We start from the raw sequence: 17688 nt of genomic DNA on the forward strand, positions 1-17688 counted from the left end.
ATAGAAAGCGCCGAGTAATCGACGCTTACTTCATTATATATAGCTACTTAAACATCTCATATTGACAGCAATATCCTGCGCTTTAAGAAATGTAAGTTTCAAAATTTGCGCGCTGTTGAATACATGCGGCTGCACGTTCACGATCACTTTCACTTTGCAAGCTAATAACCAAAATACCAAAAACATCTTCACGAGATTCGACGATACGTAAATTCGTAATGCTAATTTGTTCTTCTGCTAATAAGCCCGTTACCTCTGAAATGACCCCTGGATAATCAGGTACATCGACATACAAGTCAAACGATGTAAACATTGCTCCAGCACTAATTGGCAATTCATCACGTAGCTCTTTGGCAATGGCGAAATAGCTTTCAATATCGGCTGAGCTTCCTGTCAAGAGTAGCTCCTTTACACGATCCATTTCCATTTGCCAGCCTTCTAGCTGAGCAACTAATTCATCTCGATTTTGCAATGTAATATCACGCCATAAAATGGGGTTAGAAGACGCAATGCGTGTCACATCCCGGAACCCCCCTGCTGCAAGTGAGCGTGTCATTGGGTATTCACCATTTTCCCCACCTAATTGGTGCACTAGCGAGGCAGCAATGACATGAGGGAAATGACTGACTACAGCTGTCATATGGTCGTGCTCTCGTGCAGAGACGCTGACCACTTTTGCATGGGTAAATTTTAATAGGCTTTCTAGCTGTGCCATATTGATGATTTCTTCACCCGCAAGCGGTGTTAGCATATAATAGGCATTTTCAAAAAGATGTGCTTTGGCAGCTAGCACTCCACTTTTATGAGAGCCTGCCATCGGATGCCCGCCGATAAACGTAATGCCTAGTTCTCGTAATTCACCAGCTTTTTGCATAATCATTTTTTTCGTACTACCTGTATCTGTTACAATCACTTTATTTTTTAATGGCCATGTTTTTAATTGTTCCATCCATTCGAGGGTAGCATTGACAGGTGTTCCAAAAATAATAATATCAACCTCTGCTGCAACATCTTGTGGATTCGTCACAATATCATGGACAATATTTAATGTTTTGGCATGTTCACGGGTTTTTTCATCCATATCATAGCCAATAATTTTTGTTTCAGGCGCTTTTTGTAAAGCAAGAGCAATGGAGCCCCCAATCAAGCCTAAACCAATAACGAGCACTTTGCGTGTCATGCAAAAACTCCTTGTTCCTTTAAGACAGCTTCAAGATGCTCTAATAATGCCGCATTTTGGGCTTCTGTCCCAATTGTTACACGAATAAAGCCTGGCGCACCTAGCGCATTACCACTACGAATAATGAAACCACGTTTCATTAGCTCTTGGAATACAACATCACTATCCGCATTCGTGTTAAAGAAAATAAAGTTTGTATCAGATGGGTAGTATTTCAAATTATGCTTTTCACAAAAATCAACATATTGTTTTTTTCCTTTTTCATTGGCTGTACAGCAGTTTTTTATAAAGTCCTGATCGCTTAAAGCAATCGCTGCAACAGCTTGACTTAAAATCGTATTGTTAAACGGTGCACGTACTGGGTCCAGTTTCGCAATGACTGCTGGTTGACCAATGGCATAACCAACTCGGAAAGAAGCAAGACCATATGCTTTTGAGAATGTGCGCATTAATAGTACATTTGGAAACTCTTCAATTAATGGTAGTGTTTCTTTATGCCCTGGATGTGTCACATATTCGATATACGCTTCATCTAACACGACCATTACATCGCTTGGAACTTTCGCTAAAAACGCACGCAAATCTGTATCTGGAATAACAACCCCTGTCGGATTGTTCGGGCTACATACCCAGACGATAGAAGTTTGATCATCTATTGCTGCTGCCATTGCGTCTAAATCGTGTGCCCCTTCGATACAAGGAATTTTACGAACTTCCGCACCTTCAATTTCAGCATTATGAATGTATTGTGAGAAAGATGGGTCTGCCATGACTGTGTTCACACCTGGATACAACAGAGCACGCGTAAGAATTGCAATTATATCATCTGAGCCATTGCCAAAAAGAAGTTGTGTTTCTTTGACACCTAGATAATTGGCTACAGCCGTACGCAAGTTTTGTGCATAACCGTCTGGATAGATTGCGTGGTTTACTGCATTATTGTGTAAATACGCTGTTACCTTAGGTGAGCAACCAAATGGGTTTTCATTTGATGCTAACTTTACGACTTCTTGTAAGCCGAATTCACGCTGTACTTCTTCAATTGGTTTACCTGGCTTGTATGCTTGCATACCGTCCAATTGTTGTTTCCATTTCATCTCAAACATCTCCTCTTATTATTTAGCTTGGGCTAAATCTGGTCTTAATTTCACTGCATCATTTAAATAAATATGCTGGACATCTTTTTGCGCCATTTCTACATTCGCATGGATTAACACACGAATACATAAAGGTAAGGCATCTGGCACATCCATTTCATGCATACACATAACAGGGACATACTGCCAGCCGTCCATTAACCTTACAGCACGCGCTGGAAATGCTGATGTAATATCTGGTGTCGTAGAAATAACAATCGACGCTATATCCTCTACATCCACCTGATTGGCTGCCACAACTTCTCGCACTAATCTCGCTGTCTCATCCCATACAAGCTCTGGCTTGTCCAATTCAATTGTAATTGCACCTCTAAGTCCACGAATCATACAAGCACCTCCGCTAATAACTGTCGGAATTCGGCATCTACTTCTTTGCATTCTGCTAAGTCTATTGGTTGCACGAAAGGCTTCCCAATTTCTTCGAGTAGCACAAATTGTAATATGCCATATTCCGCTTTTTTATCCTTCAATAAATACTCGGTTAACTGTTCAAATGAATAATCATTTACCGCTGCAAATGGATAGCCATTTTTCAGCGCAAACTGTAAAAACGCAGTTGTAAATGCTCGATTCAATTTACCGTAACGCTCACTTAATAATAAACAATATACAAGGCCGATCATCACAGCTTCTCCATGTGCAACTGTTCCATAACCAGCCGCTGCTTCAATTGCGTGACCATAAGTATGACCTAGGTTTAAATATTTGCGCACAGACTGCTCCGTTTCATCCTCAGAGACGATTTTCGCCTTCACTTCAATACCAGCTTTCAGTTGTTTAGCCAACTCTGTCGTACTAAAATGGATTACTGATTCAGCAGCCATTAACTCATGTAGCCATGTTGCATTCGATATCATCGCATGCTTAATGACTTCTGCAGTACCTGAACGTACCTCTCGCTCAGGTAAACTTTCTATAAAGACTGTATCGTATATAACCCCTTCAGGCTGATAAAATGCACCAATCATATTTTTGCCTAATGGGTGGTTAATCGCTGTTTTACCGCCAACCGCTGAGTCATGTGCTAAAATCGTCGTTGGTATTTGGATAAATGGCACACCTCGCATATATGTAGCTGCAACAAAGCCTGTTAAATCTCCAACTGCTCCGCCACCAAATGCAAAAATAAATGATTTACGTGAACATTTTTGTTCAAGCAAGAAAGTTTGTGCTGCATGGTATTGTTCAAATGTTTTACAAGCTTCACCACCCGGTAGCACAAATACCTCAAAGTCATATGGGAAATTCGACTTGAAATATTCCCCTTGGGCAGCCCATACATTGGCATCTGTAAAAACAATAAGCTTATCTGCTTTTTGCAGTTTTTCATCAAATGTTTTAACCGCTTCGGCTAAAAATTGATGTCCAAGTACTACCTCATATTGATGTGATTTTGTTGCTACTGGAACACGCATTTTTAAAACTCCTTTGCGTAACGACGTTGTTCTTCAATTTGCGCTTGTAATTGTGGTAATTGATCACCGTGGAATTGATCCATAATAGCATTTGCAATTTCCCAGGCAATAACATGTTCAGCAACGACTGACGCTGCTGGTACAGCACAGCTGTCAGAACGTTCTACACTTGCTTTAAACGGCTCTTTCGTTTCGATATCCACGCTTTGCAATGGTTTATATAATGTTGGAATTGGCTTCATGACACCACGTACAATGATTGGCATACCCGTGGACATGCCACCTTCTAGGCCACCAAGTCGATTAGTTGCACGAGTATAGCCTTGTTCTTCAGACCAGATGATTTCGTCATGGACTTCAGAACCTTTTTTGCGTGCCATTTCAAAACCGATACCAAATTCAACACCTTTAAAAGCATTGATAGACAACATCGCAGCCGCTAATTTGGCATCTAGCTTGCGGTCATAATGAACATATGAACCTACGCCCGCCGGCATACCTTCGACGATTACCTCTACAACACCGCCAATTGAATCGCCAGCTTTTTTTGCTTCATCGATGGCCTCAACCATTTTCGCTGAAGCGACTGGATCTACACAGTAGCATGGGTCTGCTTCAACAATCGTACGGATTTCATCAACAGTTTTTCCTTCTATTAAAGAAGTGTCTGCCTTAATACCTACGATTTCTGTGACATGAGACACGATAGAGATACCCAGTTCATTTAATAAGGCTTTTGCAACAGCACCGACTGCCACTCGAACCGTCGTTTCACGCGCAGAGGAACGTTCTAACACATTACGTAAATCGCGATGGCCATATTTCATGCCTCCTACTAAATCTGCATGTCCTGGACGCGGACGTGAAATTTGACGTTTAATATCTTCTGGATTAATATCTTCTGCTAAAGGTTCTGCCCCCATAATTTTCGTCCAATGCTTCCAATCGTCGTTTGTGACAACTAGTGCAACAGGAGAGCCAAGCGTTTGTCCGTGACGAATACCCCCAACGATTTCTACTGTATCCGTTTCGATTTGCATACGACGACCACGGCCATGTCCTCCTTGGCGACGTTTTAAATCATGATTAATTTTTTCTGCTGTAATTGGTAAAAGTGACGGTAAACCCTCAATTATTGTCGTTAATTGTGGTCCGTGTGATTCTCCTGCTGTTAAGTAACGCATAAACGCTTTCTCCCTTCAACTCGCTAAAGTATGTATTTTTCACTATAACATATATTCTCTAAAAAAACAGTCCTTTTGCAAATGTCAGTCCTTGACTTTCTACTCGTCGGCGTAACATTATATGCGAATATTCTGAACGATTTCTATAAAAAAATATATATTTAGCCCAACTTAGATGACACTCAATAAACCTAAAAAATATTCTTAAAAAAAATACGCTTTTTGCTTATGACAAGCGAAAAGCGTACGATCATCTATGTCTAGTGTCTTGGCAGTTTATGTACGTGACAGTCCATGTTCACTGTACGAATGCTTTTCATCATATAATTAACTATTTTTTTCGATAGAAGAAAGTATCTTCTACCTCAAATTCATAACGCGATGGGTTGAAAATTTGTTCTGTTGAGCCTACAAATAATATCCCATCTTGTCGTAACGCTTTACTAAAGTTTGCATATATTTGATCCTTTGCCTCTTCGGTAAAGTATATCATCACATTACGGCATACGATTAAATCGTAATTGGCATCATAATGATCATTTAGCAGGTTGTGCTTTTTAAAGGTTACGCAGCGCTTTATTTCATCTTTAACTCGGTAGAAATTACCTTCTTGCTCAAAATACTTTGCTTGAATATCTTTCGGTACCTCTGCTAAAGAACGCTCTGGATATACACCTAGTTTTGCCTTTTGAATGACATTTTCATCTAAATCAGTGGCGATTATTTGAATTTGTGATAATGGTACTAATTGTGATAATACCATGGCTAATGAATAAGGTTCTTCACCTGTTGAACATGCGGCACTCCAAATTTTCAAACGCTTGTTGGATTGTAATAACTTCGGGAAAATTTTCTTTTGCAATACTTCCCAGCGCTTTCCATTGCGATAAAACTCCGACACATTAATCGTCATGCGATCTAAAAACTCGTTCATTAAATCGCGATCTTGCTCAAGTGCCTTTAGAAAATCAACAAAATTACGATAGCCCTTTTTCTCGTAGAGCGAGGTTAATCGTCTTTTCATTTGCGCTTCTTTATATAACGCTAAATCAATCCCAGTTTTGCGCTTAATACCTTCAACAAATTGTACATAATCAGACATACGGTCATCTTCCCCTCTAGCGTCGTATACCCATTATAGCGGAAAAATGCCTTTACTGAAATAGTCTTTCCTTTGTATTCAACGTTTAGTTTGGCGAATTTTTCTTTTCTTCTAACAATAGCACTTTCGAATGTTCTAATTCTAAACGCAGTTTTTCTGTTTCTTTTGTATAGGATTCTAATCTTAGTTTCTCTAATTCCACTTCTTGTTCAATGGTCTTTAATTTTAATTTTTGCCCTTTTGTCCGTGCATCTGTAAATATGCCAGCTAAAGCGACTATAAAGCCGCCAATAATAGCAACAATTGCAATTTCCATATTTTCACTTCCCCCTATCTATATAGATTATACGATAAAATAATTGAATGTTCTTCTTTTCTACTTAAAAAATGAAGGCAGTCTATTACCGCCTTCATCTAATAAAGTCATTACTTAAACTCGCTCAAATAGTAACATCATATACGCGAACAGACTTTAAGCAGCAGTTTACCACTTCGAAATTAAAGCAAGACTAGATAACCTAAATTTCCACATGATAATCTTTTAAATTTTCTCTCAACTTCGCTTTCATGAATTTTCCTACTGACGTTTTTGGTATTTCATCTAAAAAAACCACATCATCGGGAATCCACGTTTTATGGAACTGTGTGCGTAAACTGTTCAGCAGTTCCTCCTTTGTAAGTGAATCTTTGTACTGTGGTTTAGCAACAACACATGCCAACGGGCGTTCCAACCATTTTTCATGCGGAATGGCCACCACGGCAGCTTCAAATACTTTGGGATGAGTCATTAATGCATTTTCCAGCTCCACAGATGAAATCCATTCACCGCCACTCTTAATTAAATCTTTTGTGCGATCTGTAATTTTAATATAACCGTCAGGGGTCATAACCGCGATATCACCAGTATAGAGCCATCCATCTTTAAAAGCTTCCGCTGAGCGCTCATCTTTATAATATTCACTTGCAATCCAAGGGCCTCTTAAAGTAATTTCCCCCATTGTCTTCCCATCCCAAGGGACCTCACCGTGTTCATTAACAATGCGCATATCAAGTAGCGGCATCGTGATTCCTTGTGTTGTGCGAACGTGCATTTTTTCGTCCGACGTATAATGTTCCATATGGGTTAAGTACGTCGATAAACTAACGAGCGGTGACGTCTCCGTCATACCGTACCCCGTATAATACGGAATGTTTTGCTCCTCTTCGAAGCCCCGCGCAAGACCAATTGGTGATGCAGAGCCACCGCAAATAATGGAACGTAAAGAGGATAGCTTTCGGGGATGTTGCCGTTGCTCTTGTAAAACGCCGAGCCAAATGGTTGGAACCCCCGCTGTTAATGTAACATTGTACTGCTCGAACAAATCGAGTAATAGCTGTGGTGTAAACATCGGTCCTGGAAGTACTTGTGTTGCGCCAAAACAGACACTCGCAAACGGTAAGCCCCAGGCATTCGCATGAAACATCGGCACGACTGGTAAAACTACGTCACGCTCGCTTATGGCGATGCTGTCAGCAAGCCCTGCTGTCATACTGTGCAGGACAATGCTACGATGCGTGTAAACCACACCTTTTGGCATGCCTGTTGTTGCACTCGTATAGCACATACCAGCGGGAGCATTCTCATCTAAATCGTCCGGGAATTCAAAATCCTCATTCGCCACTGCAAGAAGTTCTTCATAAGAGAGCGCATTTGGTAGTGGCGAATTTTCTAATGTAACAGCGTCCCCCATTACAATAAAATGCTTTACTGTTTTTAGTTGCGACACGATTGGAGCAATCATAGGTATTAAATTATCATCAATAAGTAATATTTCATCTTCCGCATGATTAATGACATAGACGAGATGTTCAGGCGCTAGACGAATATTAATCATATGCAATACTGCACCTGCACACGGTACGGCGAAATATGCTTCTAAATGACGATGATGATTCCAAGCAAAGGTCCCAACTTTTACTCCACGCCCCATGCCAAGTGTTGTCAGTGCATCTGCTAACTTGCGAGTACGATTAGCAAACTCTTTATACGTAAATTCCTGCATCGTTGTAGCACTTGTTCGCGAATAAATTTTCTTCTTATGAAAAAAACGTTCTGCTCGGTTTAAAAAACTTGTCAATAGTAAAGGTGTATCCATCATATGCATACCATCGCTCCCTTTCGTTTTCACATTAAACTTGCTTCAACGCCAAAGCTGATTGTTGCTACAAATAAGATATTTTAGCCAATTACTTTCCAAGCCCGAAAATCCTTTTTATTTAGGTTGCATTCGAATTGCACCATCAAGACGTATAACCTCGCCATTAAGCATTACATTTTGAATAATACTTTCCACTAGCATCGCATACTCAGACGGTTTACCAAGTCGTTTGGGAAACGGCGTCATCGTAGCCAACGCTATGCGAGCAGGCTCTGCTAGAGACGCAAACATCGGCGTTTCGATTAACCCCGGTGCAATCGTCATTACTCGTATCCCCGAATCTGCAAGCTCCCTTGCAATTGGCAATGTCATGGCTGCTACCCCACCCTTGGAAGCACTATAAGCGGCTTGTCCAATTTGTCCGTCAAAGGCGGCCACCGATGCCGTATTAATAATAACACCACGTTGTCCATCTTCGTCAGGCTCATTAAACTGCATTTGTTCCGCTGCAAGACGAATAACATTAAAGGTCCCTATTAAATTAACAGAGATTACTTTAGAAAATACTTCAAGAGAATGGACGCCACGTTTGGAAATGACTTTACTTGCATCTGCAACCCCTGCACAGTTAACCGCTACGTTTATTCGTCCAAAAGCTGCAATCGCATCATCAAGTCCGGCAGTAACATCGTCCTCCTGAGTCACATCGACGCGGACATAGCGGATATTTTCACCTAATTCCGAAGCAAGTGTCTGCCCTCTTGCATCATTGACATCAAAAATAACCGCTTTTCCGCCATCTTCTACAATTTTTCGAACAGTCGCTTCTCCTAAGCCTGAAGCACCCCCAGTTACAACCGCTACAACCTCATGACATTTCAAGCAATCCAACCCCTTTACATTTTTTCGATAATTGTGGCATTCGCCATCCCCATACCTTCACAAATAGCGAGCAAACCATAACGCAAGTTTTCACGTTGCATTCGATAGAGCATCGTTGTTAACAATTTTGTACCAGTAGCACCTAGTGGATGTCCTAGCGCAATGGCGCCACCATCTGGATTTAGCTTTGCTTGGTTTGCACCAATCTCTTGTAACCAAGCTAGCGGTACAGGTGCAAAAGCTTCGTTGACCTCATAAGTATCAATATCTTCAATAGTTAGCCCCGATCGTTTTAAGGCTTGTCTCGTAGCTTCAATTGGTCCTGTAAGCATAAGTGTCGGATCTGAACCTATCACAACGCGCGTTATAATTTTGGCAAGCGGTTGAATGCCAAGCGCTTGTGCTTTTTCTAACGACATGAGCACGACAGCTGATGCGCCATCACTCATTTGACTTGCATTTCCAGCCGTGATAACCCCCTGCTCTTGAAAAACTGTTTTCAAGTCATTTAATCTTTCCATTGTCGTATCTATTCGAGGTCCTTCATCGATGTCAAATGTGTAAACCGTTCCGTCTTCTTGTGTAATATGGACCGGCATAATTTCCTCCTGGAAATGTCCAGCCTCTATTGCGCTTAAAGCTCGTCTATGACTTTCATAAGCGTAGTGATTCAATTGCTCTTTTGACAACTGCCATTTTGCCGCCATTTTTTCAGCTGATAGCCCTTGATGAATAATCGTATAATTTTCTTGCAAACGTTTACCTTTATGGGCTGTTTGCATATTCGAAAACATTGGCACCCTTGTCATGCTTTCGACACCACCTGCAATGACAATATCCATATCACCAGCTAGAATCGCCTGTGCTCCAAAATGCACCGCTTGCTGGCTAGAACCGCATTGACGATCAATTGTGACACCCGGCACCTTGTGCGGAAAGCCAGCCATCAATAAAGCGGTGCGTGCGATATTTGCACCCTGTTCACCTGTTTGTGTGACACAACCGAAAATAACATCCTCTACTTGTCCTTTGTCGATACGTGCCCGCTTTACAACTTCTTGTAGAACATCTGCTGCTAAATCGTCTGCACGTACATCCTTTAATGCACCTTTACTGCGCCCTACTGCTGTACGCACTGCTGCTACTATTACGACTTCTCTCATTTTAATCCCCCTTAATTCTGAGATACCCTTTGCTACATTACGTTTAAGTTTATTTGCATGATGGAAAATATATACCGCTTTATGAAACGTTTAAATCTTTAATTTTCTGAAAATATAGTATTTATTTTACATGACAAAGAAGTTATTCACAATTCTATCTGTAGCTTAATAGAGATTAAGTAAAGTTAGATTATAAAAGGCGATTTCATGTAATTGGAAATCGCTCTCGCCTTGTCGACAAAAGTTCACAAGAAATTACTTTCGCTACCTTTTGTTATTGTTCCTATTGATTGCAGCGAAAAGCACGCACTTAACGGAACATAAAAATGACTATTTGCGATTGAAAACTATTACTAGCCCCATTTGTAAAGGCGAAATGATGGACCATACTTTCCTATTTTCTATATGAGTGAAGAATAAATAATGGAATAATGCACCTGTTTTCTCGGCATCAAAAAAACGGTAAGATATGTGAAGCAAACCTTACATTTGTTTACGGTTACATAGGAAGTGAAAAATTGTATTATATAGTACTCTCAATGGGATTATTGCTTGTTATTTCGCAAGTTATATTATTAATTTTTATGTATAAAGATAAAGAGTTGATTTCTTTCGATGGGTTTAAATCTCTTTTTGGCTTTCTAATAGGTGTTATAATTTTATCTTTAACCCTACCAAGTCTAAAATCAATGATTCAAAATAATTACGACGTTATTAGTGGAGATTGTACAATCGAAATTGATTCAATCGGTCGCTCAACATCTGCAACTTTTGAAATGATTGAAACAGAAGAACAATATAACTTTTTTGATATCCCCGAATTAGATGCATACGGTAAATCAATTCCATACTATTGTAAATTGACCGTTACAAAAGATCATAATTTTGAAATTGGTTATGAGATTTATGATGCAAAATCAGGAAAGTTTATTTTAAAAAACTAGAGACGAATGAAACCATCTCTAGTTTTTATTCGATTCAGCAAGAAAAGACCGTTTCCTTCGAAAAACGTGGGCTAAGGCCAAGCATTTTTCATTGCGTCATTGACCTTCATATTTCGAGTATTCGATTCATCATTTAAACCGAACTTCTCAGCATACTTACGCCTCGAGTTACTGTCGATTAAACTTAACTCTTCGTTTAGATCCATTTTGTTAAAAGACAAACAAAAACCCCCTAACTGTAATAGTTAGAGGGTAAACCGCTAATAGCGAGTATACTTTTGTACAATTCGGCGTTTTATCCGATTATAGTCCAATCTTTAACGAATTAAACTAAATCTTCACCGAAGAATAAACCGATTTCACGCTCTGCAGATGCAAGAGAGTCAGAACCGTGGATGATGTTGTGAGAAACTCCATGCATTAGTGTGTTTTCTGAGATTTCAAGTAACATGATTGATCTCATTTATACTCCCTTAAAATGGAATTATCAGATTCCTCTTCAAGTTTTTTTCTTTGCGAATAGCGTTTTTTTGAAGCTTCTACTCGCTTCTGAATTTGTTGTTTACGTTCTTCAGTTTGAGGATGCATCCAATTAGCCATTTCTGGAGTTATACGGACAACAATTTTTCGGCTTTCACTAGAATTACTATTCATCTTCGTCCCCTCCAATTATAAGTATGACTTCAAACTCTTCTGCTTCTTCATGACTAATGCAGACAGATTCAGATTCCATTGTTATGTCTATTATAGCAAAAATACGTTCAATTGGCATTAAAGCCTTGACAACAAATCCAAAATTATTGTCTCTGACAAATCCTTCAGCAATTCCTCGAGAAAAACTCCAGCTAGATAAAGTTCTTTGCTCATCAATTGTAATGGTATCTCCTTCTTGGAGGCCTTTTTTTACCCAACTTGGGCGGTGGGACCAACTAAAACCTCGATAAAGATAAACATCTTGAATTTTTTTGCTTGATAACAGCTTCTGGGTTACTTTATATATTGCTTCAACGGCTCGCTTTTGATTAACTGTTAAAATGGTTTTCGGTATAGGTAAATTACTGTAGTGTTTGTAGTTCAAATTTAACCATTCCGCAAGATATTTCTCCATACTCAATGAAATTGAGCTATTTGAATCACTTACCCACTCTGCACGTAATTCAAGAGCTGCATAAACAACCTCATCTGATTCTTCATACATTAAACTACACATATAGTCTTCAAAATATTCTCCCACGTTATCGTTGGTTATATACAAAAGTCCTTTAATACCATCAAGCGTAAGTCCACCATTCAAAATATTAATCCTCGCTTTCCTCGATACTAAATATTATGTAAGAATTTATTTTAACAATGTAGAACACGGCATTATAACACTTCTTTATTTACCGCAAGACAACAACGACTCTATTATCTAAAATTATACAATAAAATAAATCCATCTGTATTAGAGAAATAAAGGATACCGAATGATTACCTTTGTCTCGTAGTGCAAAAATTGCTCTACAATGAGATTTTCCATTACGCATTGTTTAACTTTACTCAATTAAATCATTTAGACAAACAAAAACCCCCTAACTGTAATAGTTAGAGGGTAAACCGCTAATAGCGAGTATACTTTTGTACAATTCGGCGTTTTATCCGATTATAGTCCACTCTTTAACGAATTAAACTAAATCTTCACCGAAGAATAAACCGATTTCACGCTCTGCAGATGCAAGAGAGTCAGAACCGTGGATGATGTTGTGAGAAACAGTTGTTGCGTAGTCACCACGGATTGTACCTGGGTTAGATTCTTCTGGTTTAGTAGCACCCATCATAGTACGTGCAAGTTTGATTACGTTTTCGCCTTCCCATACCATAGCGAATACTGGACCAGAAGTAATGAAGTCTACTAATTCACCGAAGAATGGACGCTCTGCATGCTCTGCATAGTGTTTTTCTGCTAATTCTTGAGGAATTACCATTAATTTTGCGCCTTTTAATACGAAGCCGCGACGTTCAAAACGGTCAACGATATCTCCTACTACTTGTCGTTCTACGCCATCAGGTTTAACCATTAAAAAAGTTTGTTCGATTGCCATGTTTAAAACACTCCTTAAATTCGTCTAACAGGTTTTACACCTACCGATAAATATTAACAAAAAATGAGCTTCAACACAACAAAAAGCTAGAATTTACGCTTGCCCATAAACAATGCGATGTCACGAAGCTTTTTCTTAATTGGATGTTTTGGTAAAGCATCTATTTCTTGTAAAGCTTTTTTCAAATACTTATCACTCATTTTATTAGCTTGTGTAATTGCATCAGATTTACGCACATATTGCAACATTGTTTGGCGCTCAGGCTCTGTTAACGTCCCCGCAAACACTTTAGCTAAATAGGGCTGCATGTGTGGATCATCTTTTAATAATAAAATCGGCAATGTAATATTACCTTGTAGTAAGTCACTACCCGCTGGCTTCCCTAATTCTTTATCTGTCGCCATAATATCTAATACATCATCAATTATTTGAAAGCTCATGCCTACAAAGTAGCCAAAGCGTTTCAAATGGCTTACCGTTTTTGCATCTACGCCAGCCGCTACTGCACCAATCTCACAGCTAGAAGATATAAGTAATGCCGTTTTTCTTTTTATACGTCTGAAATAATCCTTTAAGCCCTGATCCAATCTAAACTTGTCCTCGATTTGAATAACTTCACCGTTACAAATTTCCACCATCGTACGTGCCAAAATTTGATGAACAAGAGGATCCTCAAGTTTTGTAATGTACTCCAGTGCACGTGCAAATATAAAATCGCCCGTGTACATTGCTACTCTGTTATTCCATTGGGATTTGACAGTTGGACGTCCTCGTCGCATATCGGAATCATCAATCACATCATCATGCACTAGCGACGCCATGTGAATGAGCTCTAAAGGCACAGCCACATTTTTCATCTTTTCGATATCATAATCGCCAAATTTTGCGCCAAGCAACACAAAAATTGGTCGGATTCGTTTGCCACCAGCTTGTAATAAATGGAGAGAAGCATCGTTAATTAAATGCGAAGACGAATTCACCGCTTTTTCTAATTCTTGTTCGATGATATCAATATCTGACTTCAAATCGGAATAGAGTAGTTTTAACTTCATCTTTTCCACGCTTGAAAACCTTCCCCCATTAACGTACTTTTTTAAAGCCCATATGCATTGCCGCAGCACCGCCACTGTATGCTTTGTACGTTACTTTTTCTAAACCTGCCTCTTCAAACATTGCCGCTAGCTTCTTCATACCTGGGAAATCATTTGCGGATTCTTGTAACCAAGAATATTCTTTATAGCTTTTCGCAAAAATTTTACCAAATATCGGCATAATATATTTAAAATAAAAACGGAATAGTTGTCGATAGCCGGGAATCTCTGATTGTGATGTTTCTAAACAAACAACCATCCCACCTGGTTTTACGACACGATTCATTTCTTTTAAAACCTGTAAGTAATCAGGAACATTTCGAAGACCAAAGCCAATTGTTACATAATCAAATGTATTGTCTGGAAATGGTAATTCCATCGCATTTCCTTGAATTAATTCAATTTGAGGATAAGGCGTTATTTTTGTTTCGCCTACTTTCAGCATGTTATGACTGAAATCTAATCCTTTTACTTCGCCGCTTTCTCCAACGGCTTCAGCTAAAGCAATAGTCCAATCAGCTGTTCCACAGCAAACATCTAGCGCTTTCGAACCCGGCTTAACAGCCATGCGCTTCATCGTATCATTACGCCAGCCTACATGCATTTGGAAGCTAATAACACCATTCATTTTGTCATAGCTTTCAGAAATACTTTCAAATACTTCGTGAACGTGCTCTTCTTTCGATTTAGCCATTTTGAAAAACCTCTCTTATCCGTTTGTAGAAGCAATCGATGCCTCTACACGTGCTTGTAGAGCTTGTTTCACATCACTTTGTAAAAATGATGCTTGGTCAATCACCTGCAACAGCTCTGTTTTTAAACGGGCAATTTTATCTTGTAAGACGCTGTTAAATGTTGCGCCTGCTTGTAATGCACTTTGTTCAAGCGCTTTATTCATTAAAGATTTTTGTCCGTGCTGATACATCGCCCATTCTCTTTCTAAGCGTAATATTAATAAGCTCTTTTCCGTTATTGGAATATAATGCTGCAATGCATAAAGCTCAAAAAACTTTGTAATTAAGCCTGATTCTATATTGCTGATAGACGAACACCATTGTTCAACTGTCCGCTCTTCAGCCTCATATACTTTTATTTGATGTTCGCAACGTGCCACAATTCCTTGAGATAAATTACGTATCAACGGAACATTGCCTGACATTGCTAAAATTTCATAATATCTGCCACTATAAAAATCGCCAGCTAAAACGGTTAGCTGCTGTTCTTTTGAAGTAGCATCTAGTTCTTTTATATGATCATGTGCCGCTAATGCTGCATATACAATTCCAACAGTTATTGCAGCTTCCCTTTGCTCTTGTTGCCACTCTTCGCCATTCAAAAAGGGAACTAGCAAGTAAAACAGTTGATTTTCATCGAGCACAGGCACTCCTGTGTATTTTTGCAAAGTTCTATGACGAACATCCATGAAAATCTCTGTTTTTAACTGTGCAATTGAATTTTGAATGTATGTTGCATTCATAGACCTTACTCCATTCACTTTCAAATACGTTAAATCAACAAGACATAACGTTTGCTCACTGAGTCATTATAGCACAAGCAACGATGCGGAATAAAAAGTTTTTACTTATACCAACATGAACGGGCAGTAGAGCTCCCCCCTAAAATACCCAAAATTTTGGTAGGAAATCTACTTGCCCGTAAAAAACAGATTAGAACACATACTGATGAGGTATGTATCTCTGCAGTTTATAACTAACACCAGTATTGTCTGTAGCCTCTACTGTTGAAAGTTCATAGAAGACGATTATTTTTTCGCTTCGCTTTGGATAACACCATGTGCTGTATGAATTTGCGCTTTTCCACGAATTTTCATAGCAGAAGTATGCTCTGTAAATTGAGCAATCATAACTTCCCCTGCATCTAATTTTTCAGAATGATGGAATTTTGTATCCGTACCACGTGTTAAGCCAATAACATGGACACCATCTTCTTCAGCTTGAATTACTATATAATCTTGCGCCATTGTCTGTACACTCCTTAAATCCGACAAATTCTTAGTCCATCATAACATAATTAGACATGCAGTTTAAGACATTTGAATAAATGACAAAACTTCTCTTCGTTTTACTTCATCTTGTTCATAAATGCCGCGCGCAACAGATGTTACCGTTTTGGCTCCTGGCTTTTTCAAGCCACGCATTGTCATACACATATGTTCTGCCTCAATAACGACGTAAACGCCTTTTGGAGACAGCATTTCCATAATTGTATCCGCTACTGAAGATGTAATGCGTTCTTGTAATTGCGGACGACGTGCAATCGTTTCAACAGCGCGACCTAATTTACTTAAGCCTGCTACGACGCCATCATTTGGTATGTAAGCGACATGTGCTTTGCCGTAAAAAGGCACTAAGTGATGCTCACACATAGAATAAAATGGGATATCCTTAACTAGCACTAATTCCTCATGATCCTCATGGAAAACAGTTTTAAAATAATCTTTTGCATCTTCATGTAAGCCACTAAACATTTCAGCATACATTTTCGCAACCCGTTTTGGCGTATCTAGCAATCCTTCACGATGTACATCCTCGCCCACAGCTTCTAAAATCATTTTTACTGCTTCTTCTATTTTCAATAAATCAACATTCGACATTGATAAAAAACCTCCTGCGTATCAAAACATTACACATTTCCCTATGCATCGTAGCATATCCAAAAGTTAAGCGCAAAACGACTTACTTGATTTAAAAGAAATTCAACATAACTTCATCAATAACAACTCTCCCACTAAAAAAATGGGGACCTCTATGTATAGAAAAATTAAAACATTTTTAAATAAATGTCTGTTATTACGTTAAAAAGAGCAGCCTTCATGCTCGTTTACATGAAGACTGCTCTATGTAACTACTAGACGTGTATTATTTTACAGCATCTTTAAGCGCTTTACCTGGTTTGAAAGCAGGTACCTTGCTAGCAGCGATTTCGATTTCTTTACCAGTTTGTGGGTTACGACCTTTACGAGCCGCACGTTCACGTACTTCAAAGTTACCAAAACCAATTAATTGTACTTTGTCACCCTTTGCAAGAGCATCTTGAATTGTATCAAATACAGCTTCAACTGCTTTAGAAGCGTCTTTTTTAGAAAGACCTGCAGCTTCAGCAACAGAGTTTACTAATTCTGTTTTATTCACACCATTCACCTCCTCTCAAAGGGTCATGAACCAATTCTGTAAAAAGAGTAACACATAGAAAACCGCTACGCAACTGTATTCATTCATGATTATAACCAAAATATGCGTTTTTCACCCAAAAAACAAAAATAACAGGACTTTTCGCATAAGAACGAATAGCCCTGCACTATTTTTTTGCTCTGCATTTTCCATTTTCTCT

The 17688-nt window shown here is 39.0% G+C and carries 21 protein-coding genes and 1 pseudogene; 1 reads left to right on the forward strand and 21 read right to left on the reverse strand.

Annotated features, from left to right (window positions below; genetic code table 11):
• Positions 1–82: 82 nt before the first annotated feature.
• The 10 genes from ACIQXI_RS09075 to ACIQXI_RS09120 form a co-directional block, all read right to left on the reverse strand.
• Positions 83–1180, reverse strand: coding sequence for a prephenate dehydrogenase (locus ACIQXI_RS09075; protein ID WP_402923661.1), 1098 nt, complete (start codon positions 1178–1180; stop codon positions 83–85).
• On the reverse strand, positions 1177–2277 hold the full coding sequence (gene hisC, locus ACIQXI_RS09080) for a histidinol-phosphate transaminase (RefSeq protein ID WP_402923663.1): 1101 nt from the start codon (positions 2275–2277) through the stop codon (positions 1177–1179). The genes ACIQXI_RS09075 and hisC overlap by 4 nt, the downstream gene beginning before the upstream one ends.
• A gap of 18 nt (positions 2278–2295) precedes the next feature.
• Positions 2296–2664, reverse strand: coding sequence for a chorismate mutase (aroH, locus tag ACIQXI_RS09085; RefSeq protein WP_402923664.1), 369 nt, complete (start codon positions 2662–2664; stop codon positions 2296–2298).
• The gene (gene aroB / locus ACIQXI_RS09090; RefSeq protein WP_402923667.1) at positions 2661–3752 is read right to left on the reverse strand and encodes a 3-dehydroquinate synthase; all 1092 of its coding nucleotides are present in this window, start codon (positions 3750–3752) and stop codon (positions 2661–2663) included. Before aroB ends, aroH begins: the two co-directional genes overlap by 4 nt.
• A 2-nt stretch (positions 3753–3754) precedes the next feature.
• Complete coding sequence (gene aroC, locus ACIQXI_RS09095; protein WP_402923669.1) at positions 3755–4936, reverse strand: chorismate synthase; 1182 nt, start codon at positions 4934–4936, stop codon at positions 3755–3757.
• 331 nt (positions 4937–5267) lie between these two features.
• Positions 5268–6038 (reverse strand): CheR family methyltransferase, encoded by a 771-nt coding sequence (locus tag ACIQXI_RS09100; protein ID WP_402923671.1) that lies wholly within the window; start codon positions 6036–6038, stop codon positions 5268–5270.
• Positions 6039–6123: 85 nt separating this feature from the next.
• A complete protein-coding gene (locus ACIQXI_RS09105; protein WP_402923673.1) occupies positions 6124–6354 on the reverse strand; it encodes a hypothetical protein in 231 nt (76 codons plus the stop codon).
• 202 nt (positions 6355–6556) lie between these two features.
• The gene (locus ACIQXI_RS09110) at positions 6557–8182 is read right to left on the reverse strand and encodes a long-chain fatty acid--CoA ligase (protein ID WP_402925718.1); all 1626 of its coding nucleotides are present in this window, start codon (positions 8180–8182) and stop codon (positions 6557–6559) included.
• A gap of 108 nt (positions 8183–8290) precedes the next feature.
• The gene (locus tag ACIQXI_RS09115; RefSeq protein WP_402923676.1) at positions 8291–9058 is read right to left on the reverse strand and encodes a 3-hydroxyacyl-CoA dehydrogenase; all 768 of its coding nucleotides are present in this window, start codon (positions 9056–9058) and stop codon (positions 8291–8293) included.
• 14 nt (positions 9059–9072) lie between these two features.
• Positions 9073–10221, reverse strand: a complete 1149-nt coding sequence (locus tag ACIQXI_RS09120) for a thiolase family protein (RefSeq protein WP_402923679.1) — start codon at positions 10219–10221, stop codon at positions 9073–9075.
• Between the two features lie 518 nt (positions 10222–10739).
• On the opposite strand from ACIQXI_RS09120, the gene ACIQXI_RS09125 reads away from it, so the two are divergent.
• The gene (locus ACIQXI_RS09125; protein WP_402923681.1) at positions 10740–11165 is read left to right on the forward strand and encodes a hypothetical protein; all 426 of its coding nucleotides are present in this window, start codon (positions 10740–10742) and stop codon (positions 11163–11165) included.
• 71 nt (positions 11166–11236) lie between these two features.
• Here ACIQXI_RS09125 and ACIQXI_RS09130 read toward each other — a convergent pair whose 3' ends face one another.
• The 11 genes and pseudogenes from ACIQXI_RS09130 to ACIQXI_RS09180 form a co-directional block, all read right to left on the reverse strand.
• Positions 11237–11386 carry a hypothetical protein gene (locus tag ACIQXI_RS09130; protein ID WP_402923684.1) on the reverse strand — a complete coding sequence of 50 codons (150 nt, stop codon included), beginning with the start codon at positions 11384–11386 and terminating at the stop codon, positions 11237–11239.
• A 104-nt stretch (positions 11387–11490) separates the two neighbouring features.
• Positions 11491–11577 (reverse strand): annotated as a pseudogene (locus ACIQXI_RS09135) (nucleoside-diphosphate kinase); the annotation flags it as partial.
• Between the two features lie 47 nt (positions 11578–11624).
• A complete protein-coding gene (locus ACIQXI_RS09140) occupies positions 11625–11819 on the reverse strand; it encodes a hypothetical protein (protein WP_402923686.1) in 195 nt (64 codons plus the stop codon).
• The gene (locus tag ACIQXI_RS09145; RefSeq protein WP_402923689.1) at positions 11812–12459 is read right to left on the reverse strand and encodes a hypothetical protein; all 648 of its coding nucleotides are present in this window, start codon (positions 12457–12459) and stop codon (positions 11812–11814) included. The genes ACIQXI_RS09140 and ACIQXI_RS09145 overlap by 8 nt, the downstream gene beginning before the upstream one ends.
• 370 nt (positions 12460–12829) lie before the next feature.
• A complete protein-coding gene (ndk, locus tag ACIQXI_RS09150) occupies positions 12830–13246 on the reverse strand; it encodes a nucleoside-diphosphate kinase (protein ID WP_173478456.1) in 417 nt (138 codons plus the stop codon).
• Positions 13247–13332: 86 nt separating this feature from the next.
• Complete coding sequence (hepT, locus tag ACIQXI_RS09155; RefSeq protein ID WP_402923692.1) at positions 13333–14307, reverse strand: heptaprenyl diphosphate synthase component II; 975 nt, start codon at positions 14305–14307, stop codon at positions 13333–13335.
• A gap of 19 nt (positions 14308–14326) precedes the next feature.
• Positions 14327–15031, reverse strand: coding sequence for a demethylmenaquinone methyltransferase (locus ACIQXI_RS09160; RefSeq protein WP_402923695.1), 705 nt, complete (start codon positions 15029–15031; stop codon positions 14327–14329).
• Between the two features lie 15 nt (positions 15032–15046).
• Positions 15047–15814 carry a heptaprenyl diphosphate synthase component 1 gene (locus ACIQXI_RS09165; protein ID WP_402923697.1) on the reverse strand — a complete coding sequence of 256 codons (768 nt, stop codon included), beginning with the start codon at positions 15812–15814 and terminating at the stop codon, positions 15047–15049.
• Between the two features lie 285 nt (positions 15815–16099).
• The gene (gene mtrB, locus ACIQXI_RS09170; protein WP_402923700.1) at positions 16100–16318 is read right to left on the reverse strand and encodes a trp RNA-binding attenuation protein MtrB; all 219 of its coding nucleotides are present in this window, start codon (positions 16316–16318) and stop codon (positions 16100–16102) included.
• Between the two features lie 63 nt (positions 16319–16381).
• Positions 16382–16951 carry a GTP cyclohydrolase I FolE gene (gene folE / locus ACIQXI_RS09175; RefSeq protein ID WP_402923702.1) on the reverse strand — a complete coding sequence of 190 codons (570 nt, stop codon included), beginning with the start codon at positions 16949–16951 and terminating at the stop codon, positions 16382–16384.
• A gap of 265 nt (positions 16952–17216) precedes the next feature.
• Entirely contained in the window at positions 17217–17489 is a 273-nt protein-coding gene (locus tag ACIQXI_RS09180; protein ID WP_004232618.1) for an HU family DNA-binding protein, read from the reverse strand.
• Positions 17490–17688 lie beyond the last annotated feature (199 nt).

This window comes from Lysinibacillus sp. NPDC097195, from assembly GCF_044762075.1.
Classification (GTDB): Bacteria; Bacillota; Bacilli; order Bacillales_A; family Planococcaceae; genus Lysinibacillus.

Bases quoted from the DNA above. Each gene is read 5' to 3' on its own strand.
- ACIQXI_RS09120 (WP_402923679.1), bottom strand. From the start codon at position 10,221: ATGAGAGAAGTCGTAATAGTAGCAGCAGTGCGTACAGCAGTAGGGCGC.
- aroC (WP_402923669.1), bottom strand. From the start codon at position 4,936: ATGCGTTACTTAACAGCAGGAGAATCACACGGACCACAATTAACGACA.
- hisC (WP_402923663.1), bottom strand. From the start codon at position 2,277: ATGAAATGGAAACAACAATTGGACGGTATGCAAGCATACAAGCCAGGT.
- ACIQXI_RS09165 (WP_402923697.1), bottom strand. From the start codon at position 15,814: ATGAATGCAACATACATTCAAAATTCAATTGCACAGTTAAAAACAGAG.
- folE (WP_402923702.1), bottom strand. From the start codon at position 16,951: ATGTCGAATGTTGATTTATTGAAAATAGAAGAAGCAGTAAAAATGATT.
- ndk (WP_173478456.1), bottom strand. From the start codon at position 13,246: ATGGCAATCGAACAAACTTTTTTAATGGTTAAACCTGATGGCGTAGAA.
- ACIQXI_RS09140 (WP_402923686.1), bottom strand. From the start codon at position 11,819: ATGAATAGTAATTCTAGTGAAAGCCGAAAAATTGTTGTCCGTATAACT.
- ACIQXI_RS09075 (WP_402923661.1), bottom strand. From the start codon at position 1,180: ATGACACGCAAAGTGCTCGTTATTGGTTTAGGCTTGATTGGGGGCTCC.
- mtrB (WP_402923700.1), bottom strand. From the start codon at position 16,318: ATGGCGCAAGATTATATAGTAATTCAAGCTGAAGAAGATGGTGTCCAT.
- ACIQXI_RS09105 (WP_402923673.1), bottom strand. From the start codon at position 6,354: ATGGAAATTGCAATTGTTGCTATTATTGGCGGCTTTATAGTCGCTTTA.
- aroB (WP_402923667.1), bottom strand. From the start codon at position 3,752: ATGCGTGTTCCAGTAGCAACAAAATCACATCAATATGAGGTAGTACTT.
- ACIQXI_RS09100 (WP_402923671.1), bottom strand. From the start codon at position 6,038: ATGTCTGATTATGTACAATTTGTTGAAGGTATTAAGCGCAAAACTGGG.
- ACIQXI_RS09160 (WP_402923695.1), bottom strand. From the start codon at position 15,031: ATGGCTAAATCGAAAGAAGAGCACGTTCACGAAGTATTTGAAAGTATT.
- ACIQXI_RS09110 (WP_402925718.1), bottom strand. From the start codon at position 8,182: ATGCATATGATGGATACACCTTTACTATTGACAAGTTTTTTAAACCGA.
- aroH (WP_402923664.1), bottom strand. From the start codon at position 2,664: ATGATTCGTGGACTTAGAGGTGCAATTACAATTGAATTGGACAAGCCA.